19 protein-coding genes are annotated in these 24,165 nt (G+C 43.4%); 9 read left to right on the plus strand and 10 right to left on the minus strand.

Annotated elements, in window-relative coordinates; genetic code table 11:
* The first annotated feature begins 16 nt into the window (after positions 1–16).
* A complete protein-coding gene (locus K7A41_RS10885) occupies positions 17–889 on the plus strand; it encodes a hypothetical protein (protein ID WP_265713717.1) in 873 nt (290 codons plus the stop codon).
* Positions 890–972: 83 nt separating this feature from the next.
* On the opposite strand, the gene K7A41_RS10890 is transcribed toward K7A41_RS10885, so the two are convergent.
* Complete coding sequence (locus tag K7A41_RS10890; protein WP_028068233.1) at positions 973–1,809, minus strand: MBL fold metallo-hydrolase; 837 nt, start codon at positions 1,807–1,809, stop codon at positions 973–975.
* Positions 1,810–2,054: 245 nt separating this feature from the next.
* Here K7A41_RS10890 and pckA point away from each other — a divergent pair, with 245 nt between their 5' ends.
* Positions 2,055–3,671 carry a phosphoenolpyruvate carboxykinase (ATP) gene (gene pckA / locus K7A41_RS10895; RefSeq protein WP_265713718.1) on the plus strand — a complete coding sequence of 539 codons (1,617 nt, stop codon included), beginning with the start codon at positions 2,055–2,057 and terminating at the stop codon, positions 3,669–3,671.
* Positions 3,672–3,769: 98 nt separating this feature from the next.
* Here pckA and ppk2 read toward each other — a convergent pair whose 3' ends face one another.
* The 3 genes from ppk2 to K7A41_RS10910 all read right to left on the minus strand — a co-directional run bounded on the left by ppk2 (position 3,770) and on the right by K7A41_RS10910 (position 9,365).
* The gene (ppk2, locus tag K7A41_RS10900) at positions 3,770–4,579 is read right to left on the minus strand and encodes a polyphosphate kinase 2 (RefSeq protein ID WP_265713719.1); all 810 of its coding nucleotides are present in this window, start codon (positions 4,577–4,579) and stop codon (positions 3,770–3,772) included.
* A 468-nt stretch (positions 4,580–5,047) separates the two neighbouring features.
* On the minus strand, positions 5,048–8,590 hold the full coding sequence (gene smc / locus K7A41_RS10905; RefSeq protein WP_028068231.1) for a chromosome segregation protein SMC: 3,543 nt from the start codon (positions 8,588–8,590) through the stop codon (positions 5,048–5,050).
* A 70-nt stretch (positions 8,591–8,660) separates the two neighbouring features.
* Complete coding sequence (locus K7A41_RS10910; protein ID WP_265713720.1) at positions 8,661–9,365, minus strand: DsbA family oxidoreductase; 705 nt, start codon at positions 9,363–9,365, stop codon at positions 8,661–8,663.
* 111 nt (positions 9,366–9,476) lie between these two features.
* Here K7A41_RS10910 and K7A41_RS10915 point away from each other — a divergent pair, with 111 nt between their 5' ends.
* A complete protein-coding gene (locus K7A41_RS10915; RefSeq protein WP_028068229.1) occupies positions 9,477–10,292 on the plus strand; it encodes a patatin-like phospholipase family protein in 816 nt (271 codons plus the stop codon).
* A 55-nt stretch (positions 10,293–10,347) separates the two neighbouring features.
* On the opposite strand, the gene K7A41_RS10920 is transcribed toward K7A41_RS10915, so the two are convergent.
* A complete protein-coding gene (locus K7A41_RS10920) occupies positions 10,348–11,259 on the minus strand; it encodes a glycerophosphodiester phosphodiesterase family protein (protein WP_265713722.1) in 912 nt (303 codons plus the stop codon).
* A gap of 323 nt (positions 11,260–11,582) precedes the next feature.
* Between K7A41_RS10920 and topA the strand changes: the two genes are divergently transcribed.
* Genes topA through cmk form a run of 3 tightly spaced genes read left to right on the plus strand, consistent with a single transcriptional unit; the run spans position 11,583 to position 15,097 of the window.
* A complete protein-coding gene (gene topA, locus K7A41_RS10925) occupies positions 11,583–13,982 on the plus strand; it encodes a type I DNA topoisomerase (RefSeq protein ID WP_265713723.1) in 2,400 nt (799 codons plus the stop codon).
* 3 nt (positions 13,983–13,985) lie between these two features.
* A complete protein-coding gene (locus tag K7A41_RS10930) occupies positions 13,986–14,399 on the plus strand; it encodes a hypothetical protein (protein WP_028068226.1) in 414 nt (137 codons plus the stop codon).
* Positions 14,399–15,097 (plus strand): (d)CMP kinase, encoded by a 699-nt coding sequence (cmk, locus tag K7A41_RS10935; protein WP_028068225.1) that lies wholly within the window; start codon positions 14,399–14,401, stop codon positions 15,095–15,097. The genes K7A41_RS10930 and cmk overlap by 1 nt, the downstream gene beginning before the upstream one ends.
* 68 nt (positions 15,098–15,165) lie before the next feature.
* On the opposite strand, the gene K7A41_RS10940 is transcribed toward cmk, so the two are convergent.
* The 4 genes from K7A41_RS10940 to K7A41_RS10955 form a co-directional block, all read right to left on the minus strand.
* Positions 15,166–15,459, minus strand: coding sequence for a hypothetical protein (locus K7A41_RS10940; protein WP_028068224.1), 294 nt, complete (start codon positions 15,457–15,459; stop codon positions 15,166–15,168).
* Between the two features lie 134 nt (positions 15,460–15,593).
* On the minus strand, positions 15,594–16,793 hold the full coding sequence (locus K7A41_RS10945) for a pyridoxal phosphate-dependent aminotransferase (protein ID WP_265713724.1): 1,200 nt from the start codon (positions 16,791–16,793) through the stop codon (positions 15,594–15,596).
* 99 nt (positions 16,794–16,892) lie between these two features.
* Complete coding sequence (locus tag K7A41_RS10950) at positions 16,893–17,267, minus strand: DUF1573 domain-containing protein (RefSeq protein ID WP_028068222.1); 375 nt, start codon at positions 17,265–17,267, stop codon at positions 16,893–16,895.
* A 99-nt stretch (positions 17,268–17,366) separates the two neighbouring features.
* Positions 17,367–18,332, minus strand: coding sequence for a KpsF/GutQ family sugar-phosphate isomerase (locus K7A41_RS10955; RefSeq protein ID WP_028068221.1), 966 nt, complete (start codon positions 18,330–18,332; stop codon positions 17,367–17,369).
* Between the two features lie 100 nt (positions 18,333–18,432).
* Between K7A41_RS10955 and recQ the strand changes: the two genes are divergently transcribed.
* The 3 genes from recQ (at position 18,433) to K7A41_RS10970 (ending at position 22,620) form a co-directional block, all read left to right on the plus strand.
* Entirely contained in the window at positions 18,433–20,622 is a 2,190-nt protein-coding gene (gene recQ / locus K7A41_RS10960) for a DNA helicase RecQ (RefSeq protein ID WP_028068220.1), read from the plus strand.
* 18 nt (positions 20,623–20,640) lie between these two features.
* The gene (gene kdsA, locus K7A41_RS10965; RefSeq protein ID WP_028068219.1) at positions 20,641–21,456 is read left to right on the plus strand and encodes a 3-deoxy-8-phosphooctulonate synthase; all 816 of its coding nucleotides are present in this window, start codon (positions 20,641–20,643) and stop codon (positions 21,454–21,456) included.
* A 69-nt stretch (positions 21,457–21,525) separates the two neighbouring features.
* Positions 21,526–22,620 carry an SGNH/GDSL hydrolase family protein gene (locus K7A41_RS10970; protein ID WP_265713725.1) on the plus strand — a complete coding sequence of 365 codons (1,095 nt, stop codon included), beginning with the start codon at positions 21,526–21,528 and terminating at the stop codon, positions 22,618–22,620.
* A 31-nt stretch (positions 22,621–22,651) separates the two neighbouring features.
* Here K7A41_RS10970 and K7A41_RS10975 read toward each other — a convergent pair whose 3' ends face one another.
* Complete coding sequence (locus K7A41_RS10975) at positions 22,652–23,944, minus strand: DEAD/DEAH box helicase (RefSeq protein WP_265713726.1); 1,293 nt, start codon at positions 23,942–23,944, stop codon at positions 22,652–22,654.
* Between the last annotated feature and the right edge of the window lie 221 nt (positions 23,945–24,165).

Consider the following 24,165-nt stretch of genomic DNA (forward strand, 5'->3'; position numbering starts at 1 on the left):
CGTTTTTAGCAGCGACATGAACAAAATATTTTTAACAATCGGAGCACTCGTACTGAGTGTTTCCGCACTATTTGCACAAGAAGTTCCCACAATCGGAAAAAGCATTTTTAAACCAAAAAATTTAAGAACTGAAAGCAATAAGGGGAAGTTTTTCTTCTTCTGGGGCTACAATTTCTCGTCCTATGCGAAATCGGACATTCATTTTAGAGGCCCTAACTACGACTTTACGCTCCATGATGTAAAAGCCGCCGATCGTCCTACTAAATTTGGTGCGACGTATTTTGATCCCGGGCGTTTGACAATTCCACAATTTAACTTGCATTTTGGATATTATATCAAAGATAATTATTCCATCTCCCTCGGCTGGGATCACATGAAATATGTAGTGGATATCCCACAACAAGTTAAGATTAGCGGTTATATAGGCGAGGAGATCTCCAACCCTGGCATCCCTACCGGAAATAGAGCCGGGCAGTACAATGGTGAACTTATTACTGTTGATTCAGCTATGCTGACTTTTGAGCATACTGATGGCTACAATTTTGCTTCCGTGGGTTTGGAACGTTATGATGATATCATTGTTAACCGTAAAGGTAAACAGGTACTAACTATGGAATCCGGAGTGGATCTTGGCCTGTTGATCCCCCGTTCAGACGTTCATCTCTTTGGGGAAGGCGGTAACCATTTTTGGAATATTGCCGGATATGGTGCTTCGGCCAAAGTCGGGTTACACTACCGTTTTTATAAGGGACTCTATTTACAGGGGAATTTTAAAACTGGTTGGACCGATTTGTATAATATCCGTACGACAGGTAGAAGAGGCGTGGATAAGGCTTCGCAGCAAATCTGGTTTTTCGAGAACTATTGGGCCTTAGGTTTCCGGTTCTAGACCATAAAAAAAGCAGGTTGATAGTAAAACAGCCTGCTTTTTTATTGTCTGACCATTTGATGGGCGATAGATGCCCCAGCTGGTTAAATATCGTTGAGTTTGAAAATATCTTTGACGCGGATTCCTTTCTCCGTATGCTGCAGGGTACAGCATTCATGAACAGGGTCATGTTCAAAAAATAAAACATATTCGTTGTCGACGATTTCATTCCAGTAGCTATTTCGTTCCTCCATCGTGACCAGCGGCCTGATATCATATCCCATGACGTATGGTATGGGAATATGACCGACCGAGGGCAGTAGGTCGGCCATGTACAGAACCGTTTTCCCTTTATATTTTATTTGTGGCAACATCATGGCCTCAGTATGACCATGTGCGTATCGGATGGAGATGTTTTCTCCGAATGGGTCCGTTACATTCTCGACAAATTTCAACCGGCCACTTTCCTGAATCGGTAGTATATTCTCTTTCAGGAATGATGCTTTTTCTCTTGGGTTAGGATTCGTGGCCCATGCCCAATGGTCACTATTGCTCCAGAAATCCGCATTTTTGAAAGCGGGTGACAGCCGCTCTCCATCGCGTATGATGGCTCCGCCACAATGGTCGAAATGTAGGTGCGTCAGGAAGACGTCGGTGATATCATTGCGGTCATAACCCAGACTTTTGAGTGATTTATCCAAGGTCGCGTCGCCATGTAGATAGTAGTGGCTGAAGAACTTCTCATTTTGTTTGTCGCCAAGGCCTGTATCGACCAGCATCAGTCTATTGCTCTCTTCAATGAGCAGGAGCCTATTGCCCCATGTACACATATTGTTGGAATCCGCTGGATTTGTTTTATTCCAGATACTTTTAGGTACCACTCCAAACATGGCGCCACCATCCAGCTTGAAGAATCCCGTTTCGATCGCATGTAATTTCATCTTATTAATATTTGTAAAGCTTGGAACAATTTACGAAAAATATAAAATATCCGAGCGGATTAGACCGTGACCTTGCTAAAAATATGTGCTAAAAATTTCATTTTTTTTTATTTGTATAAACTATTGTAAATGAGTTTATTGATTCTGTGTTTTTTTTACAATAAGCCTGATTTTAAGGTTTTTAAGTTTTGTTTTTAGCGAAATTTGCCTTTAAATTTGGGCACATTTTAAAACAAACAAAAAATATGAAAAAGGGTAACATTGGAAACGCGCCTGATTTGAAATATTTGAAAATTGATCATACAGGAAATGTATTTTATCAATTGCCTGTTTCAGAACTGGTCGAACATGCGCTGGCAAATCGCGAGGGGCAATTGTCTGATTCTGGAGCGCTCGCTGCTGACACCGGAAAATTTACGGGAAGATCGCCCAAGGATCGCTTTTTGGTGGAAGATTCTTTAACCAAGGATACAGTTTGGTGGGGAGAAATAAATCAGCCGATGACGCCTGCCAATTTTGAAGCATTATTTTCCATAGTTGCTAACCATCTCAGCCAACGTACAATTTATGTCAGAGACTGTGCAGCAGGGGCAGATCCGTTGTATCAGCTTTCCATCAGGGTTATTACTGAAACGGCTTACCAGAGTATATTTGCCAAAAATTTATTTTTAAGACAGGATGGCGATAGTACGCGCCAGCCAGAATGGTCTATATTGGCCGCCCCTGCATTGCTTATCAACAATCCTCAAAAATACGGTATCCACAATGAAAATTTTGTTGCTATTGATTTCACGAAGAAAATCGTATTAATTGCCGGTACAGGTTATACCGGTGAGATCAAGAAAAGCATCTTTTCTATATTGAATTTTATTCTTCCTTTTCAGCATAATGTATTGGCGATGCACTGTTCAGCCAATACTTCCAAAGATGGTAAGACAGCTTTGTTTTTTGGTCTTTCGGGTACCGGCAAGACGACGCTTTCGGCCGACAAAAATAGAAAGCTGATCGGCGATGATGAGCACGGCTGGAGTGACCGTGGTATTTTTAATTTTGAAGGTGGCTGTTATGCCAAATGTGTCGGTCTCACCGAAGAAAAGGAACCTGAGATTTATCATGCCATCCGGTTTGGATCCTTGCTTGAGAATGTTGTTCTGGATCAACTTGACCGACCTGATTACGATGACATCAGCAAGACGGAGAACACACGGGTGTCTTATCCAATAGATTATATGGAAAATGCGGAGATCGCAGGTATAGGAAATGTGCCGGAACATATCTTCTTTCTAACAGCGGATGCTTTCGGAGTACTACCGCCTATATCGCTATTAAACGTTGATCAGGCTGTATACCATTTTGTGAGCGGCTATACAGCGAAGGTCGCTGGAACAGAAGTAGGAGTGAAGGAACCCACGGCGGCTTTTTCTACTTGTTTCGGGCAGGCTTTTCTGCCACTGCACCCTTCTCGATATGCGTCTTTATTACGCGCGAAATTGGAACAGCACCCAACGATTAAAGTCTGGTTGGTTAATACCGGCTGGATTGCAGGGCCTTACGGCATAGGAAGACGTATTAAACTGAATTATACGCGGGCATTGATTCGTGCGGCAATGGACGGATCCCTGCTGGAATCACAATTTAGTAAGCACGAAATATTTGGTCTGGACTATCCAACCAGCTGCGGAGCGTATGTCCCCGAGCAAATTCTGGATGCGAGAGGACTATGGAACAACAATGAAGCTTATGATACGCAAGCCACACGTCTGGCAAAGCTCTTTATCAATAACTTCGAAAAATTTGGTCCTGACATGCCAGCTTCGGTGATAGCCGCAGGTCCACGGATAGCCAACTCGGTCCTTGCATAACAATTATTGGCTGGTAGGTTGAGAATGCCTCCAGATTGTTGTCACAATCGGAGGCATTTTCCTTACTCAATAAAAGGTTTATGAACTTGAAGCAGGTACTAGTGGTGTTTATCCACAAAGGAGTCCAGCTGCTGCTGTTCTTTGCCAACAATAGCATTTATGATCACGCGGAATGCCGCTAACCGCGCCTTCTTCTTGTTGTCTTTGCTGATTTCAAACCAGGGAGATTTTTTCGTCCCCGTTACTTTGAATAAATTTTCGATATACCTGCTGTATACATCCCATTTCTCCTGTGCTTGTTGATCCAGACTGCCGATTTTCCAGCGTTTGAGCACATCCTCCTGTCGTTCTTTAAGTCTTTCGGCCTGCTCTTCTTTGCTGATCGTCAAAAAGATTTTAATTAATATAATGCCGTCATCAATTAACTGCTTTTCAAATTCGGGAACCTGCTCCATAAATAGCTGGTGCTGTTTGTCGGTACAGAAACCAAACACAGGTTCGACGACAGCTCTGTTATAGTAGCTGCGGTCGAAGATCACGATCTCACCTGCATTTGGAAAATGTCTGATGTACCGTTGGAAGTACCATTGTCCAGTTTCCTCTTCCGTTGGTTTGGGAAGGGCGACAACGCGTACTTTCTTGGGGTTCAGATGCTCGGTGACGCGCCCGATTGTTCCACCTTTCCCCGCCGCATCTCTTCCTTCAAAGATGATAATGACACGTTTGCCTTTTTCAATGACATCATACTGGAGCTTTAGTAACTCCACCTGTAGATCATAGAGAGTCTTTTCGTAATCATAAATGTCATTGAATTTATCAATGTCAACGATGCCATGTTCATCAAGGTAAGCGAGCACATCCTTATTCTCACGAATTTTCTGAAGTTCTTTTAAATCATATTCTGCCATATGCCTGTGGGTTTAAATTTGCTTCCTAAAGTTACCCATCGAAACGTTAAAAAATGTCAAATTGCATAAAAATTCACCGTAACCTGTAATATTGCGTGAACGGAATGCGTTAGTAACATAAAGCATACAGCAGGTGTGCTCATCATAAGTCTTTTCATAAATTTAGGTTAATAATTGGTTAGGTAAGCCCGGAGTTCTCAGCTTCGGGCTTTTTTGTGATAGGATAGGTGGCAGTCGTTGTTAAGCAAATCTATATTAAATGTTAAAAAATGTTAAAGGCTGAAGCCGCGTATAATGAACTTCGAAAAGTGGCGTTTTACTTACAAATACTTTTCATAAAATAGGTTAATATATGGCTAACGAAAGCTCAGAGTTCCCCACTCTGGGCTTTTTATTTTCTACGGATATTAAGTGCGCAAAAAAAAGCCCGGGATCTTCATCACCGGGCTTAAGATGTTTTATTCGTTGCTAGGCGACTTCCCTTAAATCTACCGCGACAACGCGGGAGACACCCTGTTCGACCATAGTGACACCATAGATAATATCCGTACTTGCGATGGTCTTTTTATTGTGGGAGACCACAATAAATTGAGAGTTCTTTGAGAAATCACGGATAATATTATTGAATTTATCAATATTGGTGTCGTCCAGTGGGGCATCTACCTCGTCAAATATACAGAATGGGGCAGGCTTGGAAAGATACAGTGAGAAAAGCAATGCCGTCGAGGTAAGCGTTTTTTCGCCTCCAGAAAGCTGATTGATGGATAAAGGGCGTTTGCCTTTCGGTCTGGCAATAATATCAATGTCTGAATCGAGCGGATTATTAGGGTCGGTCAATATCAGGTCGCAGCTATCTTCTTCGTTGAAGAGTGAGCGGAACACTTTGACAAAATTGTCCCGTACGGCGTTGAAGGTAAACATAAACTGTACCTGCGCAGTATCATCGATTTCTTTTATTGTTGCCATCAGCGAACTTTTTGCTTCAATTAGATCTGCCTTCTCTTTGTTAATAAAGTCGTAGCGTTCGTTCATCTCGTCGAAGGCTTCTTTCGCCATTAAGTTAATAGTACCAAATTCGTCGAGCTGTTTTTTAAGCTTGTTACATTTGCTGGTCAGCGTCGTTTGATCTTCCGTCAATTCGGGCATATCCTCACGTTCGATCAAGTCTTTCAGTTCAATATTGAACTCCACTGAAAGGCGTTCCTTTAATGCGTTCAGGTCAATTTGTAGTGCTGTTTTCTTATCTTTGATTTCAGCAACAAGAAAATCGCTCTGTTCTTTCGAACGGCGTTGTTGTGTCAGCGAATCTTCTAGGTTATTGATTCTTTGTTTGTCACCATAATAGGCATCTTCGAGTTCCTTAAGAGCATCCTCCAGGGCAATTTTTTGTTCATACATGGCGATGAGATCCTGGTCCTCCTCATCTTCAAAAGGAATGGTTGTCCGCAACGCTTCCTGAACTTCCGTCAATTCAACGGTATTACGTTCTAATCGGGCTTCGTAGTCGTCTTTTTGGGTCTCTCTAAACTCGAGATCTTTGGTTATATTGGAAACCTTATTTAACTGTTGATGATAGCTGATGTTTTCCTGATTGAAGGTTGTGGACTTTTCGTTTAACACCTCAGATATCTCATGAAACTGGTCCTGCAGTTCTGCAAGTTCAGCTACACTTTGTTCCTTTTGCAGCCGCAGTTCCTGCAATTCGGGCTCTGCGATCCTTAGGTCGGCTTCTATGCCTTCGATTTTTTCCTGAATATCTTTTTTACGGGTTAGGGCATTACTGATGAATGCCTGATATTGCTCCTGTTTTGTTTTTACTGTGATCAGCTCATTGTTAAGTCTGTTCAGTTGGAAACGGAGTTCATCGATAAGCTCTTTCTGCGAATTACTCCGCAGGGTCTCGAGCCGTACTGACTCCGCAGTAATCTTATCTTCGAGCCGCGCAATTTCCTTGTTTAGGTCGTTGATTTCCTGGGCAAGGACTTCCAGGTTCTTCGCTCTGCCGATCCGCTTGCCTTCAAATAGCCCGACTGATCCACCGGAGAGTCCTAAATGATGTTTGGCATAACGACCATTTTTTTGCAAAATCACCTGACCTTCGGTCGGCAATTTTTGCATGAGCTCTTTTTCATCGTCATGCTTTAAAATATACACATGCTGGAGCAGCAGTGTGCAAAGTGCTTTATATTTGTCATCTACAGTAATCACATCCAGTGCAGACATAAGATTGTCGTTTGGTGGACGCTTCGGGCTCAGGACTGAATCAATGGCATCAAGAACAAAAAAGCTGGCCCTGCCTTTTGCGGCATCGCCCAAGAGCTGGATAGCCTGTACAGCATCCTGCTGCGTGTCGACCACATAATGGTTCATGACCGGCTCGAGGTAGTTTTCAATCGCTACCCGATAATCTTCCTGACAGAATAGGACATCAGAGAAAAGTGGCGGTTGTTTTTTCCATCCGGCATTCTTTTTTAGAAAACGAATAGAATCGGGAAATCCTTCCAGGTTGTCGATCAGGGATTTCGTGAGATTATACTCATTTTGCTTGGCATCTACCAGACGAAGAGCTTTGGCTAATTGTGCTTTTAATTCCTCCAGGTTGGCCTGAATTTGTCCGATCTGTGTCTGTAATTCCTGTTCCAGCTGGTTGGCCGTCTCAAACTGAATCTGTTGTGCCTCGACACGGCCTTCAAGTTCGGCTACAGCATGATTGAACTGCTGCAGTTCTATTTCTTTGGCTTCGGTATCTACAGTATTGCGGATTGCCTCCTGGAGCAATGCCTCTTTTTGTATGTTGAAGACGGCCAGATCTTTTTCCAGCTTGTATATACGGGCCTGTAACTCAGCGTTGCTCCTGTTGAAGATATCGAGTTTCCCTTTGGCGGACTGTTGCTGACCGCGTAGGGCATCTACTTCAGATTTATTTGTCTCCAGGTTATCTTTTAGAGACTCCAATTTATGCTGTTCGTCAAATAGCTCCTCATTCAAACGTTTGATGGTATAAAGCACATGATTGAGCTGTTGCTTATCGCTATTGATATCCAGGTTTAGGCGGTTTTCTTTATCCTGAAGGTTTTTAACCTTTTCATTTTTGATTTTTTTCTCAGACTCATAGCCACGGATCTTGTTAACAAATTCCTGTGTCGCTTTTTGTTGAACCGAGAGGTTTTTTTCCTGCTCTAGATTAGACTGTCGCAGGGCCTGCAAGTCAGCTTCGGCTTGGAGAATTGCTTGCTGTGCCGCATTGGCATCCTGTTGTACTTTAGACTCCTGGGTCTGTAGCCGCTCGAGTTCGGCCGAAAAATCAGCAATTCGATAATAAGCAAGATCGATACTACTCTGTTTATATTCTTCCTTAAGCTGCGTATATTTTTCAGCTTTTTTAGCTTGGTTTTCGAGCGATTTAAGATTTTTTGTGATTTCAAGCAGCAGGTCATCCACCCGGCTGAGATCTGCTTCGGTATCTCTTAATTTGGCCAACGTCTGCTTTTTACGTACTTTATACTTTGAGATTCCTGAAGCTTCTTCAAACAGGTTTCTGCGGGAATTATCTTTATTGTTGATGATTTCATCAATCATTTTCAATTCGATAATGGAATAGCTGTCGGCGCCAACTCCGGTATCCAAAAATAGGTCAGTGATATCTTTTAGACGACATTTTACATCGTTTAGACGGTATTCGCTGTCTCCGTTTCGAAATAATTTACGGGTGACCGTAACTGTCGTGAATTCTGTAGGCAGAATATTATTGTTATTATTGAAAGTCAGAGACACTTCAGCGAGGTTGGCTGGTTTGCGGTTTTTTGTCCCGTTGAAAATAATATTTTCCATCTTGTCGGAGCGTAGCATCTTGGTACTCTGTTCGCCCAATACCCAACGGATAGCATCAACTACATTGGATTTTCCACATCCATTTGGTCCCACGATTGCGGTGACACCGTCGTTAAAGTTGATCGTGATCTTGTCTCCGAAACTTTTAAATCCTTTTATTTCTAGTTTGGTTAATTGCATTTATACCAAATTTGTTTGTCGTTTATAAGCTTGCGAAAATAGTAAATTAAACTAAAACTTTTTTCTTTCTTTATTCACATTTTCCGGATTCTGGGTCGCAGGAAGCTCCTGTTTCGCCGCGCTGTTGAAGGGGCAGGGCTGCGGCCGCCTCGCAGTCTTTGATCGTGTTATGGAAGACCTCCAATGGCTGCGCTCCCGGAATGGCATATTTTCGGTCAAAAACAAAAAATGGAACACCACGAAGCCCCAGATTCACACCTTCCTGAATATCCTGAGTGACCTCGTAATCGTATGCTGTTGTATCCAGCAGGGTTTTGATGGCTTCAACCTGCAGCTCTTGTGCACGAGCGAGTTCAAGCAGTACCGCAGAATCGTTAACATCCAGACCATCTGTAAAATGAGCTTTAAACAATGCCTTTTTTAAAGCAGTTGCCTTGCCCTGTATTTGTGCAAAATGAAGCAGCCGATGCGCTTTTCTGGTGTTTACGACGATGGCTCTGTCAAAGTTCAGTTCGATACCCAGCTCTTTACCCTGTGCGCTTAACTGAGCCGTCATGGCGACGACATCATCCATACTCATGCCTTTGCTTCGGATAAGATAGTCGTACGTGGGCATTCCGGGCGCATCAGCAGGAAAATCAGGGTTAAGCTGATACGATTTCCAGCTAATTTCAGCTGGAACTTGATTTTCGGATTCCTGTAAAGCCATCTCCAGTTTGGTCAGGCCTATATAACAAAAAGGACAAATGATGTCCGACCAGATTTCTATTTTCATATTTCTTATTTTACTCCGTATATTGTAATCAAAAATACATATAATAACGATGATTATCGGAATACATTGTACTGTCGATGTCAACATCATTTATCATGCAGAGTTAAGTATATGCCAGATACAGATTTTTTAAACCGTAAGGTCACACTCGTCCTGGGTGGCGGTGGTGCAAGAGGATTGGTTCATATCGGTGTCATCCGGAAGCTTGAAGAACAGGGATTTGAGATCGATGAGGTCGTGGGTTGCTCTATAGGCGCTTTGGTCGGTGGTATTTATGCACAGGGGAAAATGGATGTCCTGGAAGAATGGATGCTCAACCTCACCAAGAAATCTGTTTTCAATATGATGGATTTCAGCTGGCGCGGTCTCGGAATGATGAAAGGCATCAAGGTGTTTAATGCGCTGAAGTCAGTAATCCCTGATGCGAATATCGAAACCTTTCCCATACTGTTTAAAGCTATCGCCACTGACCTAAACTACGAAAAGGATGTTGTCCTGGATTTTGGCAGCATGTATGATGCGATCCGTGCTTCCATTGCGATACCAGCTGTTTTCACAGCGGTTGAAGATGAAACACATGTTTATGTGGACGGTGGTGTACTTAATCCGCTGCCCATCAACCACGTCAGTAAAAAAGACAATTTAATAATTGCGGTCAATCTGGAGTCTAAACCCGATAAACAATATTCGCTGATCAAAAAGCTGGACACGAAAAACTCGAACTCACTAGATATCCTGCAGGCATCCTATTATGTGATGCGAAGAAAGATGAGCCGGATGATAATTGATTTGTACCGTCCCGATGTCGTAGTCAATATACCCTATAATATCTGCAATCTTTGGGATTACCACCGTGCGGCATTTTTGGTGCAGAAGGGACGAGAATATATGGAAAATGCACTAAAGAAGTCCCGCAGCATAAATTAGTGGTCTAAACGCTTATACTGCGGGATGATAGGATCAGTTCTGTGGTGGGGAGCGCCTAAAATAGATTGGGATAATCGCTGATGATTCCGTCAACTTTTAGGGCTTTTAATTTGTCGATTTCAGCCTTGCTGTTGACCGTCCACGGGATTACCCTGATATTCGCTTTATGATACTGTTTGACAAATTCGGCCGTGACCAGCTTCTGATGCGGGCTAATAATGAATGGCGTAAAACCCAGTGCTTCGATAGTCTCCTGAGGACTCTTTGTATAATTTGCATCGATCAGGAACGATACTTTAATCTGAGGGTAAGCTTTATGTAAATATTGAACGGCACGGATATCGAATGACTGTATCACAGTCCGTGGAGCAATTTTCTTCTCGGTGATCACTTGTATTATCAGGTCCACAAACTCTTCTACGCGTGGGTGGTAGATGCCATCTTTACCTTCCTTGCTTTTGACTTCAATATTATAAAACATGGGATCTTTTCTTTTTAACGCAGCGTAGGCTTCCGTACTGTCGATCAGATCGGCGAGTTTGGCAATCCGCGTAACCTGTTTTTTCTGTTCGGGAAATTCCTGATAAAACTTCGATCCGATATCATATTTTATGAGATCTTTGTACAGCATGTTGTAGATTTTCAGTGACTTATCTTTTTCCGGAATTTCACTGCCATCAGGCTTCAGTACAAATTTGGGGTTAAGATAATCGTCATGAAAAACTACTACCTTTCGGTCTTTGGTAATGTGGCAATCCATTTCCAATGTCGTTACCTTAGGGATATCGATTGCATTTTTCATCGCCGCAACGGATTCTTCGGGATATAGGCCGCGCCCTCCGCGGTGGGCTTCTAAGCTTAATTTCGGGAAACCACCGGTCGTTGATGCTGAATTTTTCATAACTGAGCAAGATGCTATTGGTAATAATAAGGCCCAGAAGGCTGCTTTCAAAAGACTTCTTTTCATCCGTATACATTTAAATCATACAGGGGATTCTCATTCGTCCCCAGCAAAAAAGCGAATATACGTATCCTAATTTACAATAAGACTCCAGAAATGTGATTTTACACATTTCATAATCCCGGCTGTATCCCCAATTTCATTGGCAACGTATTCATCGTTGGCTGCCCAGATCCAGTATAAAGGCTATGGAAGGTAACGCATATGTTGCCGGGGTGAGCTGCCAGAGTCAGTTGAGGTCGGACAAAATCTATTTTTTTTGTCTTTTTTGAAAGAAATTATTGTCATTCCTTTTAGAATTCCCTTTATTTGCACAAATCTCAAATTAAATGGCGAAAAATTTATTGATAGTTGAGTCTCCGGCGAAAGCAAAAACGATAGAAGGATATTTAGGCAAGGATTTTTTGGTGAAATCAAGTTACGGTCACATACGTGACCTGGTGAAAACCGATGATGCGATTAATACAGCAAAGAACTTCGAGCAGAAGTATGAAGTTCCGTCAGACAAAAAAGCTGTGGTAAGCGAATTGAAGAAATTGGCGAAGGCAGCGGAGACCGTTTGGCTTGCATCCGATGAAGACCGGGAGGGAGAGGCTATTTCATGGCATTTATTTGAGACCTTGGGTCTGAAGGAGGAGAGCACCAAGCGTATTGTTTTTCATGAGATTACAAAGCCTGCTATCCTCAGGGCGATTGAGAATCCACGTAAAATAGATTATAATCTTGTCAATGCGCAACAGGCGCGTCGGGTATTGGACCGTCTGGTGGGATTTGAGCTGTCGCCTGTTTTATGGAAAAAAGTAAAACCTTCCTTGTCTGCCGGCCGCGTGCAGTCAGTTGCGGTGAGGTTGATTGTTGACCGCGAGCGTGAAATCAATAAATTTGAGCCGGAAGCGGCTTTTAAGATTGTTGCGTTTTTTCATACCGGAAAAATTAAGGACAGTTTCAAGGCGGAGTTGCCGCAACGCTTTGCCACGGAAGCCGAAGCGACGCAATTTCTGGAAGATTGTAAGGCTGCTTTATTCTCTGTTAAAAATCTGGAGACCAAGCCGTCGAAACGTTCGCCTGCGGCGCCATTTACGACCTCGACATTGCAGCAGGAAGCCAGCAGAAAACTAGGCTTTTCAGTTGCCCGCACCATGCAGGTAGCACAGCGCTTATATGAATCGGGACGTATTACCTATATGCGTACCGACTCGGTCAATTTGAGTGATACAGCTATTGAAGCTGCTGAGAAAGAAATTAAATCTGCTTATGGTAATCAATATCATAAAGTAAGACGATATAAAACAAAGACATCGGGAGCCCAGGAGGCACACGAGGCCATTCGCCCGACTTATTTTTCTGCGCACACTATTGAAGGTGATTCGTCTGAAAAGCGTCTTTATGAACTGATCTGGAAGCGGGCTATTGCTTCGCAGATGAGTGAAGCGGAATTTGAACGCACATTGGCTAAAATTTCGATTTCAACGCGCGCGGAGGATTTAAATGCTGCTGGTGAGGTAATGAAATTCGACGGTTTCCTAAAAGTCTATATGGAATCTGTGGACGATGATCAGGAGAATGCTGTGGACGAAGATAGCGATAATGCTATCCTGCCACCGCTGGTTGTAGGCCAGCAGCTGACATTAAAAAGTATGTCGGCCACGGAGCGATTTACAAGACCGCCAGCACGTTATACAGAAGCCTCGTTAGTGAAAAAACTAGAGGAACTGGGGATTGGACGGCCTTCTACCTACGCGCCTACGATTTCGACGATTCAAAACAGAGGGTATGTGGTTAAGGAAGAGCGCGAAGGGAAGCAACGCGAGTACCGCGTTCTCACTTTAGAAAATGCAGAAGTAAAAGCCGTAACCCGGACGGAAATAACGGGTGCCGAAAAAGGCAAAATGTTTCCAACGGACATTGGTGTTGTTGTAAACGATTTTCTGGTAGAACACTTTAACGGAATTGTTGATTTCCACTTTACCGCCAACGTAGAGAAGGAGTTTGACGACATTGCACATGGCCTGACCGAATGGACAAAGATGCTGCACGATTTTTATGGTCCGTTCCATTCTGAGGTCGAAGATACATTGGAAAATGCCGACCGCGCAAATAATGAACGTGAGCTTGGGATTGATCCAGTTTCTGGGAAACCGGTCTCGGTTCGTATTGGTAAATTTGGACCATTGGTGCAGATCGGTTCGGCAGACGACGAAGAAAAGCCGCGCTTTGCTTCCTTACGGAAGGGACAGATGATTGAGACGATTACCTTTGAAGACGCTATGGAACTGTTTAAGCTTCCCAAGAAAGTAGGTATGTTCGAGGATAAGGAGATGACGGTGGCAGTTGGACGGTTTGGACCCTATATCCGCCATAATTCTGCTTTCTACTCCTTGCCGAAAGGGGTAGAGCCTTTGGACGTCACGGAAGAAGAAGCCATACAGATCATCAAAGACAAGCGCCAGAAAGACATCGAGAAAGTCATCCGTGTGTTTGATGAAAACCCCGAAGCGCAGATTGAGCAAGGGCGTTGGGGACCATTTATCCGTTTTGGTAAGCAGAATCTGAAAATCCCTAAGGGTACCGAAGTAGAAAAGATCACATACGAAGATGTGCTAAAGTGGGCTGAGCAGGATGCGCCTAAGGGTAAGGCAACTAAGACAAAAGCCGCGGAGAAAAAAACGGTTGCGAAAAAAGCGGCGACCAAAAAAGCTCCAGTTAAAAAAACAACAAAGTCTAAATAAAGCATGAAAGCAGATCTGCCGGAGAATATTGTTAAGGATATCCTGATCGCTGTCGTTCTAGAAGGAGAGACAGCAGAGACGAAGAACTGGACCGTATACGTCATCAACGACAAGAATGTCGCTATACAGAATGTGCTAATCAGTTCCAAAGGTTATGGCGATAAGGATGGGCGGCAAGTCACCACCACCACGCTGAGACATTTTATCGGCAATATTGAGGCTAAATCTTTTGACCGGGTGGAAGCGATTGATGAACAGGTATTTGGTCTGACAAATGAATATTGGGTGAGTTTTTATATCGATAACATCATTTACGATAAGAAATATATCTTTTTGCCGGAGAGTATTGTTGAAGGTAATCTGACGAAAGTGCCTTTGGTGAACAAACCGGGTGTCATTATAGGAGGAAACGAATAATGGGCACACGTCATAACTTCATCATTGCCATAGATGGTTTTTCCTCCTGTGGAAAGAGTACGCTGGCGAAGGCCCTGGCCAAAAAACTGAAATTTGCTTTTATTGACAGCGGAGCGATGTATCGGGCAGTTACACTGTATTTTCTAAGACACAACATTGAGCTGAATAATCAAGAAGCTGTCGAAAGCGCACTCCAGAATATACATATCGACTTTGTACCCAATGCTGTCCGGACCGAGATTCATCTCAATGACGAAGATGTCTCTGAAGAGATTAGGCAGATGTATATTTCGGATAAAGTGAGTGAGGTAAGTGCTCTCAAAGCTGTACGCAAGGCCATGGTGGCTCAGCAACAAAAACTTGGCAGCCGGAGAAATATCATCATGGATGGCCGCGACATCGGCACAACTGTCTTTCCGGATGCCGATCTGAAGATTTTTATGACAGCCGATCCAAAAGTCAGGGCTGCGAGACGATACTTGGAGTTAACAGAAAAAGGCGAGGACGTCACTTTGGATGAAGTAGTGGAGAACCTGGCCAACCGCGACCATATTGACAGCACACGGGCGGAAAGCCCTTTGCGTCAGGCAGAAGATGCGATTGTTTTGGACAACTCGAATATGACTCCCCAGCAGCAACTACAATTTGTCGAACAGGAATATGTGAAGGTAAAAGCCCTGCGTGCAGCGCAGGACTGAGCTCTTTAAAAAAAACGAAGAAGGCCGGTGTTGAACCGGCCTTCTTCGTTTTTTTTAGTAGATTGACGCTACTTTATGCTGTTGATCTGTTGCTGTTCGAGCAATTTACCAACGTTATTTTTCTCACCGAATTCGGCCGTCTGTTCCTGAAAAGACTCCAGAAGCGCTTTGATAGCGTCCGAATTATCAGCTGTACGCTGATAGATGTCAGGAATTGTCTTTTCGATATTCTTATCACCCAGCTCGATGTTATCCACTTCGATCTTGCCTATTTTTTCCAATACAGCTTGCTGGCTGTTTCTGACATCTTCCAATTCTCTAGCTATTTTTTCCATCAATTGGAATTTCTTCAATTTATCCATATGCAATATCTTTAGTTACACTATAGTTAAGAACAAGGTGCTTTCAAAATTTGTTTTGTTTTTTTGAAATCTTGTTGCTGATAGTGCACTGACTTGTCACTGCAAACGGAAAACGACCTCTGGTGGGGAAGACACTAATTTGTCCTTCCCGGATAGGCTTTCAACCCTTTTTCAAGACAGACCAGCGCCCTTTTCAGTTCATCTTGATTAAGCACATAGGCTAGACGTACCTCATTACGTCCTGCACCAGCAGTACTGTAAAAACCGGTAGCTGGAGCCATCATGACGGTTTCATTGTCATATGAAAACTCCTCCAGCATCCATTGGCAGAATTTGTCCGCATCGTCGATAGGAAGCTTTGCAACAACATAAAATGCGCCACCCGGATTCGGGGAATATACTCCATCTATAGCATTCAGTCCATTTACGAGTGTATTTCGCCTGGCAGTGTATTCACTGGAGACCGCTTCAAAATAGCTGTCAGGCGTGTCTACAGCTGCCTCTCCGGCGATCTGACCTTCCAGCGAGGGACTTAAACGAGCCTGCGCAAATTTCAGCGCCGTTTGATAGAGTTCCTTATTTTTCGTGATCAAACATCCAATCCGCGCACCACATGCTGAATAGCGCTTTGATACCGTGTCAAATATGACAACATTGTTTTCAAGGCCTTCGAGATGCATTGGTGAAATAAATTCCCGTCCATCGTAACAGAACTCACGGTAAGCCTCATCTGAGAATAAATAAAGATCATATTTCAAACAAAGTTCCCGTAGAGCCTCGAGTTCTTCTCTCGAGTATAGGTAGCCTGTCGGATTGTTGGGGTTACAGATGCATATTGCTTTGGTTTTTTCTGTAATGACCTTTTCGAATTCAGCGATAGAAGGCAACGCGAAACCATTTTCAATGTAAGACATGATCGGTTTGATGACAATGTCGGAGGAGCAGGCAAAGCCGTTATAATTTGCGTAAAAAGGCTCAGGAATAATGACTTCCTCGCCTTCGTTGAGGCAAGCCTGCATAGTGATGGTTATCGCTTCTGAGCCACCGTTGGTCACCAGGATATCTGTTGGTTCGATATTGTAATGAAGCTTGTTGTAATATTCTGCTAATTTTTTTCGATAGGACGCTGTTCCTTCAGAAGCTGTATACGCCCATACTTTGAAATCAATATTCTTCAAAGCATTTAGCATAATTTCAGGTGTTTGAATATCCGGTTGTCCGATATTGAGATGATAGATCTTCTTGCCGTCTCTTTTTGCTTGATCAGCATAAGGTGTCAGCTTTCTGATCGGTGATGCAGGCATATTAAGCCCTTTTTCTGATATTACTGGCATTATAGTTTTTTTAAATTAGTTGGTGCAAAGCTAACCAAAATTAAACGAAAAAAGCCACATCGTGATGTGGCTTTTTTCGATTTTCCCATAGGGATTGTCTTATTCAACAATACCTTTAATGTATAATGTTTTTACTGGCGTTTTGGTATTGGACTGCACGGTAAAACTCTTTGTGAAGGGTGCCTTGGCCGCAGCATTATATGTTACTTTGATGATACCCGTATCTCCCGGTTTGATCGGGGTTTTGGTAAATTCGGCAACTGAACAGCCACATGTGGGCACTACATTCGAAATGATAATGGGCTCACTGCCCGTATTCGTAAATTTAAAATTATAGGATACAGGAGTCCCAGCGGGGATTTTGCCGAAATCATGTGTTTCTTTCTCAAACTTGAATTCCCCTTGGCCTGCCTGCATCGAGGTGAAACCGATAAAGGAAATGATGACTGCTAATATTGCGATATACTTTTTCATGTTTCTAAGATTTTACTTTCTAATTAAAAATAGTACAACAGATATGCCAAATGTAATGTTTCTAATCAATTTATACTATACCTAACAACTTTATTACACTTAGATTATGCCTTCCTTGAGCAGATCCTGAATATGGATGACACCGTCATACTGACCATGGTCTGAGACCAGGAGTTGCGTAATATTGTTTTCCCGCATAATGTGAAGGGCATTTGCTGCGAGTTCTTTCTTGTCAATAATTTTCGGGGACCGTCCCATAATGTCAGCCGCCGTGATACTGGCCAGATCCGTATGCTTTTCGAGCATGCGGCGGATGTCGCCGTCGGTGATGATGCCCTGAATCTGTTCGCCCGCTAAGACGGCCACTGCACCGAGCCGGAAGTGTGTGATGGTAATGATGATATCCCTGACGCTGGCTTCCATCTGCACGCTAGGTTTGCCGTTTTGATCGGAGAGGTCGCCGACTCTAAGATATAGTTTTTTACCCAGTGCGCCGCCCGGATGGTATTTTGCAAAGTCTCTGTCCGTAAAATCACGGCATTCCTGTAAGGCTACTGCCAGCGCATCGCCCATGGCCAGCTGGGCCGTGGTGCTTGAAGTTGGCGCCAGATTGTTGGGGCAGGCTTCTTTTTCGACGGTCGTATTCAGTACATAGTCCGCATTTTTCGCTAGGAATGACCCGGTGTTTCCGACCATTGCAATCAGCACATTTTTGGTCTGTTTCAAAAAGGGGACAAGCACTTTGATTTCAGGAGTGTTGCCACTTTTTGATATCGCAATAATGAGATCATTCTGCTGTATAATGCCCAGGTCGCCATGGATCGCATCTGCGGCATGCATAAAGATCGATGGCGTTCCGGTAGAATTGAGTGTCGCGACAATTTTCTGCGCGATAATAGCGCTTTTTCCTATTCCGGTTACGACAACGCGTCCCCGGAGCTGGAGGATACTGTTGACTATGGTAACAAAATCATCATCAATATATTGGGTCAGAGCAGCTACTGCCTTAGCCTCTTCCTGGATAGCCTGAACAGCTATATTTTTTATTTCGTAGTTGTTTTTCACAAAAAATACTCTTACTTTTATATATTAGAATAGATTGCAAAAATAGATTATTTTTCAGGATTATTTCTTCATTATCTATCTTATTTTTGCCCAAGGCGCAATGGAAATAGAAAAATCACTTTTCGACAATTTACAGGATTTTTTTGGTTTTGATACTTTTAAAGGAGATCAAGAGGCTATAATAACCAGTATTCTTCAGAAGAAAGATACGTTTGTAATCATGCCCACAGGAGGTGGAAAATCAATTTGTTATCAGTTGCCTGCACTCATGAGTGAGGGAACAGCAATTGTCATTTCTCCGCTGATTGCTTTAATGAAAAACCAGGTGGATCAGCTTCGTGCATTCGGTGGCGAAGATAGTATCGCTCATTTTTTGAACTCTTCATTGAATAAGAGCGAAATTACACGTGTTAAGGACGATGTGCTGGCTGGAAAGACCAAGTTGCTCTATGTTGCTCCCGAGTCCCTGGCGAAGCAGGATAATCTGGAGTTTTTGCATCAGATCACAGTGTCTTTTGTAGCGGTGGATGAAGCGCATTGTATTTCAGAATGGGGCCATGATTTTAGACCCGAATACCGTAAGATACGGCAGGTGATCAATGAGGTTGGACAGAATATTCCCATTATCGCATTGACGGCGACGGCCACCCCCAAAGTACAGTCAGACATCCGTAAAAATTTGCAGATGAACGATGCTGTACTGTTTAAATCGTCTTTTAACCGGAGCAATTTATACTATGAGGTGCGTCCGAAAAAGGATGTGGTCAAGGAGATTGTGCGGTTTATTAAATCAAAGACGGGCAAGACGGGGATCGTATATTGCCTGAGCCGCAAAAAAGTAGAAGAAATTAGCGAAGTACTCAACCTAAATGGTATAAAAGCTTTACCTTACCATGCAGGGCTTGACGCCAAAACCAGGGCGGAGACTCAAGACAAATTCCTGATGGAAGATGTGGAAGTGATTGTGGCGACGATTGCTTTCGGTATGGGTATTGATAAACCGGATGTCCGCTATGTCATCCATCACGATATCCCCAAATCCATGGAAGGATATTACCAGGAAACGGGTCGGGCTGGGCGCGACGGGGGTGAAGGGCATTGTCTGGCGTTCTATTCGGAAAAGGACGTGGAAAAGCTCACGAAGTTTATGAAGGACAAGCCTGTAGCCGAACGCGAGATCGGGACACAGATACTAAAAGAAGTCATCGATTATTCCGAATCTGCAGTCTGCCGCCGAAAACAGATTCTTCACTATTTCGGTGAAAATTTTGATGAGCAGGGCTGCAATAATATGTGTGATAACTGCCGTTCGGAGAAAGAGTATTTTGACGCGGAGGAGTCCTTAAAGGATGTTCTGGGCTTTATCAAGGAGCAGGGAGAAAAATTTGATGACCATCATGTCATTAACGTTATGGTCGGTCAGAATAACCAGCCGGTATCTTCATATAAACATGATGAACACCGTTTATTCGGCTCTGGTAAAGATAAAGGCTCGTTATATTGGAAGTCGTTGCTGCGCCAGGCGGTCTTGGACAATTTTATCGAAAAAGATATTGACCACTACGGTCTATTGAAGCTGACAGATATCGGCCGTCGGTACCTGGATAATCCTTATGCGTTGAAGTTCGTGTTAAACCGTCCGATTGACGGAGGAGAGCAACATAATAGCGAGGAGTCTGGGCCCGGAACGGGAGCGCTGGACTCTACATTATTGGGAATGCTGAAGGATCTGCGTAAGAAAATTGCAAAAAGTAAGTCTTTGCCTCCATTTGTTATTTTTCAGGATCCTTCTTTGGAGGAAATGTGTATACATTATCCGGTCAGTATCGATGAACTAAAACAGATCCAGGGCGTGGGAAATGGTAAGGCCATCAAATTCGGTGCGCCATTTATCGCTTTGATCAAAGATTACGTCGAGGAAAATGAAATCGACCGGCCTGTGGATCTTGTCATCAAAAGTACAGCGAATAAATCCGCTCTGAAAGTTGCAATTATTCAAAATATAGACCGCAAAATCGCGTTGGATGATATCGCTGCGGCCAAGGGAATCACTTATGAAGAAATTCTGAAGGAGATTGAAACCATCGTGAATGCGGGTACGAAAATCAATATCAACTATTTTATTGATGAGATTATTGATGAAGATCGGCAGGATGAAGTTTATGATTATTTTAAGACTGCTGAGACCGACTCAATCAACGATGCACTTAAAGAGCTTGGGGGCGACGACTATACTTATGAAGATCTCCAGCTGATGCGTATCAAATTTTTATCCGAACTGGGCAACTAAATTTTATTGAATATTACTATGATCAACAACTACATTCCTGAAATAAAGAATGGTACCTCGCAGAATTTCTTTTTGATGGCCGGACCCTGTGCGATTGAAGGAGAAGATATCGCTTTACGGATTGCTGAAAAGATTGTTGCGATTACGGATAAATTAAATATTCCCTATATTTTTAAAGGATCCTACCGCAAAGCTAACCGCTCGCGTTTAGATTCTTTTATGGGAATAGGAGACGAAAAAGCACTCAAAATATTGGAGAAAGTAGGCCGTACTTTTGCTGTGCCAACGGTAACGGATATTCACGAGAGTCATGAGGCCGAAATGGCAGCGGCTTACGTGGATGTGTTGCAGATTCCGGCGTTTTTATGTCGTCAGACAGATCTGTTGGTAGCGGCTGCAAAAACAAATAAAGTCGTGAACGTCAAGAAAGGGCAATTTTTGAGCGCCGGATCAATGAAGTTTGCTGTTGACAAAATTGTTGAATCTGGCAATGATAAGGTACTTTTGACAGACCGGGGCAATACGTTCGGTTACCAGGATCTGATCGTTGATTATCGGGGTATTCCTGAAATGCGTTCGTTTAATGTCCCCACCATTATGGACTGCACCCACTCCCTTCAGCAGCCCAATCAGACTTCCGGTGTGACTGGAGGAAAGCCGGCATTGATCGAAACCATTGCAAAAGCTGCAATTGCTGTCGGAGCCGATGGTCTCTTTATCGAGACACATCCAGATCCGGCGAATGCAAAGTCGGATGGAGCCAATATGCTACATCTCGATCTGTTGGAAGGATTGATGGAGAAACTGGTCCGTATTAGACAAGCAATTTTATAGTATAATAATAAATCGCAATAGAAAGGAGCCAATTTGGCTCCTTTTTTACAAAACCTAAATGAGCTGTATATGTTTTCCAAAATGACTTTTGTGGTCTTGCTTTCGCTGGCGATATCGGTATTGAAAGGCCAGGAAAATTATCGCTGGTTTTCACCACTTGCAGTTAAACAGGTGCAAGGCCGTGTAAACAATCATAAAATATCCGGCTTCCAGCGGCTTCCAGAAGATTTGAAAGAACACGTACGGGGCCCAGTATGGTCATTGGGGCGGAATGCTGCCGGCCTCTATATTGACTTCCAGACCTCGGCCTCAGAGATTGTGGTTAAATATCAAGTTGAAGGCCCGCTCAATATGCCACATATGCCAACGACGGGAGTGAGCGGTTTGGACCTTTATGCCTATGATCCGGTGACCAAAACCTGGAAATGGGCTTACGGTCAGTACAACTTTGCAGATACAGTCACGTATTCCTGGAAAAATATCGGCGCTCATGATAACTTCAAGTACAGGTTATATCTTCCTTTATACAACACAGTTAAATGGCTTGAGATCGGCGTTCCCAATGGCCTGGAGATTCAATATCCTCCGGTCGCTAACAGCAAACCGATCGTAGTGTACGGTACTTCCATCGGGCAAGGGGCATGTGCCAGCCGTCCTGGACTTGCGTGGACAAACCAAGTTGGACGGGCCTTCGACAACGAGGTCATGAATCTTTGTTTTTCGGGTAATGGGCGGCTAGAGCAACCGATTTTAAATCTGATGAATGAAGTCAATGCAGCTTGTTATATCTTGGATTGCATTCCGAACCTGTCGGTTACCACTTCCCGAACGGAGAGGCAGTTGGACTCCTTATTGACGCATGCTGTCACATTTTTGCGAAAGCAGCATCCAAGGACACCCATCATTCTGACACAGCATAGTTCCGGGCATATTCCCGAAGTTTTTAATATGGATAAAATCGAAGAATATCAGCAGAGTAGCCGCGTATTAGTGGCAAGCTTCGAAAAACTGAAGTCATGGGGTGTCGAACAGATTTACCTCATACCGTCTAAAGATCTGAGCTTGGATTTAAATTCGACGGTAGACTATGCACATCCGAACGATCAAGGGATGGAACGCATTGCCCATGGATATATTCACTTGTTAAAGAGTATATTAAAATAGGATAGGGGAAGCTGAACTTCCCCTATGTCCTTTATTTTTTCTTCATTTTCATTTTTGCTTTTTCACCGCCGCCGTAATTGTAGTTTTTTGCATTACTTTCTTTTTTTTGATGGAAAGCACCACCCCGTGACTCGTCGTTTTCAGCTATGGAGTTCGTTTTTCTCTTCTTATTATCAGCAGAAGGATTGTAGATGACAAGGTCTTCAGGTAAATCAAGAATATCCATTCGTTTACCGATGACCTGTTCTATTTTTCGGACCATGGGAAGCTCGAGGTCCGTGGAAAAAGTCAGCACCACTGTTTCTGCATTGCTATTATCTTTGACGAGGTACTGCAAGAATTGTTCTTTCTCGTTGGGCAACTCAAACTGGAAAATAAACGGGATATCAGCCAGATCTACCTCGGGTGAATTTTCCCTGGCGATGATCAGTGCACGGGATGCGTCACTGGCTTTGAAATCCGCTACGCTGTCAAAGCCAAAATCATCATAGAAGAGAGGGTTTAATATGGCGATTTCTTCCTCGTTCTGATGAAATAGGCTTTTGGCTAATTTCTGCGCTGTCAATTTTGAATTGACAAAAACCACAACTTTTTGAAACACTTCCTTATCCTCCAGCAGTAGGTTGAGCAAGTTGATCTTTGTCGTAAAATTTGGTACATGGTACAATAGCAGATCCAAGGTGTCTACTGTTTCGTTTTCAAGCTCTTCCACTTCGACCACTGCATAGTTCTCATTCAGATGGTCATCAATCATATCATAAAGCTTTTGATGTTCAACCGTACTAAAAACCAGGTGCTGCACTTTGCCGCAGCTTTCTGCCAGTTCCCGAACAGCGGTCTGCATGCCTTGCTTGATGATTTCTTCGGCATCATCAATAATTAAGGCCTGGATACGATTGAGGTTCAATGCCAGTTTCAGGTAAATCGTCCGGGCCCGGTTTGGTGTTGCGACGACGATGTCTTTGCCTTCCACGAGCTCTTCGATCTCATCTTCCATACTTCCGCCGGCACGCAGGCCAATGATACGTAGTTGCTTATTTTTGCTGAGTTGGTAGAATTTTTCAACAATCTCGTCAATGCGCTCTTCGTTGGGTGCCAGGATCAAGAACTTGGGGGCCTCATCGTCCGTAAATTTTAATTTAGTCAAGGTCGATAATACGTAAGTTGTGGTCTTGCCAGCCCCTTCAGGTGCTATGGCGATCACATCCTGTCCACCAAGAATCCTGGAAATGCATCTACTCTGAATCTCTTTCGGAGCCAGATAACCGAGTTCGGTCATGGTAGCAGTTAGTCTCTTGCTTAATTTTAGTTTCTCTAACGACACGTATCCTTTTGATTTATGATTTAAAAAACAAAAGTACAAATTTAGTTCCGAGATCTCTCTGTGTATGTACATTTTTGAGGAAGGGCCTATGCAAATATGTCGACAGTCACGGGATTATGTCTATGATAGCAGGCGCGTCAGCAGTCCGTTTGAATGCGTCCTGCCGATCAGCCTAACAATGGTTTTGCCTGCTGTCGACCGGGTTACCTGTCCGCGCTCAA

Source organism: Sphingobacterium sp. InxBP1, assembly GCF_026191775.1.
GTDB classification, from domain to species: domain Bacteria; phylum Bacteroidota; class Bacteroidia; order Sphingobacteriales; family Sphingobacteriaceae; genus Sphingobacterium; species Sphingobacterium thalpophilum.

Bases quoted from the DNA above. Each gene is read 5' to 3' on its own strand.
- K7A41_RS10885 (WP_265713717.1), top strand. From the start codon at position 17: ATGAACAAAATATTTTTAACAATCGGAGCACTCGTACTGAGTGTTTCC.
- K7A41_RS10890 (WP_028068233.1), bottom strand. From the start codon at position 1,809: ATGAAATTACATGCGATCGAAACGGGATTCTTCAAGCTGGATGGTGGC.
- pckA (WP_265713718.1), top strand. From the start codon at position 2,055: ATGAAAAAGGGTAACATTGGAAACGCGCCTGATTTGAAATATTTGAAA.
- ppk2 (WP_265713719.1), bottom strand. From the start codon at position 4,579: ATGGCAGAATATGATTTAAAAGAACTTCAGAAAATTCGTGAGAATAAG.
- smc (WP_028068231.1), bottom strand. From the start codon at position 8,590: ATGCAATTAACCAAACTAGAAATAAAAGGATTTAAAAGTTTCGGAGAC.
- K7A41_RS10910 (WP_265713720.1), bottom strand. From the start codon at position 9,365: ATGAAAATAGAAATCTGGTCGGACATCATTTGTCCTTTTTGTTATATA.
- K7A41_RS10915 (WP_028068229.1), top strand. From the start codon at position 9,477: ATGCCAGATACAGATTTTTTAAACCGTAAGGTCACACTCGTCCTGGGT.
- K7A41_RS10920 (WP_265713722.1), bottom strand. From the start codon at position 11,259: ATGAAAAGAAGTCTTTTGAAAGCAGCCTTCTGGGCCTTATTATTACCA.
- topA (WP_265713723.1), top strand. From the start codon at position 11,583: ATGGCGAAAAATTTATTGATAGTTGAGTCTCCGGCGAAAGCAAAAACG.
- K7A41_RS10930 (WP_028068226.1), top strand. From the start codon at position 13,986: ATGAAAGCAGATCTGCCGGAGAATATTGTTAAGGATATCCTGATCGCT.
- cmk (WP_028068225.1), top strand. From the start codon at position 14,399: ATGGGCACACGTCATAACTTCATCATTGCCATAGATGGTTTTTCCTCC.
- K7A41_RS10940 (WP_028068224.1), bottom strand. From the start codon at position 15,459: ATGGATAAATTGAAGAAATTCCAATTGATGGAAAAAATAGCTAGAGAA.
- K7A41_RS10945 (WP_265713724.1), bottom strand. From the start codon at position 16,793: ATGCCAGTAATATCAGAAAAAGGGCTTAATATGCCTGCATCACCGATC.
- K7A41_RS10950 (WP_028068222.1), bottom strand. From the start codon at position 17,267: ATGAAAAAGTATATCGCAATATTAGCAGTCATCATTTCCTTTATCGGT.
- recQ (WP_028068220.1), top strand. From the start codon at position 18,433: ATGGAAATAGAAAAATCACTTTTCGACAATTTACAGGATTTTTTTGGT.
- kdsA (WP_028068219.1), top strand. From the start codon at position 20,641: ATGATCAACAACTACATTCCTGAAATAAAGAATGGTACCTCGCAGAAT.
- K7A41_RS10970 (WP_265713725.1), top strand. From the start codon at position 21,526: ATGTTTTCCAAAATGACTTTTGTGGTCTTGCTTTCGCTGGCGATATCG.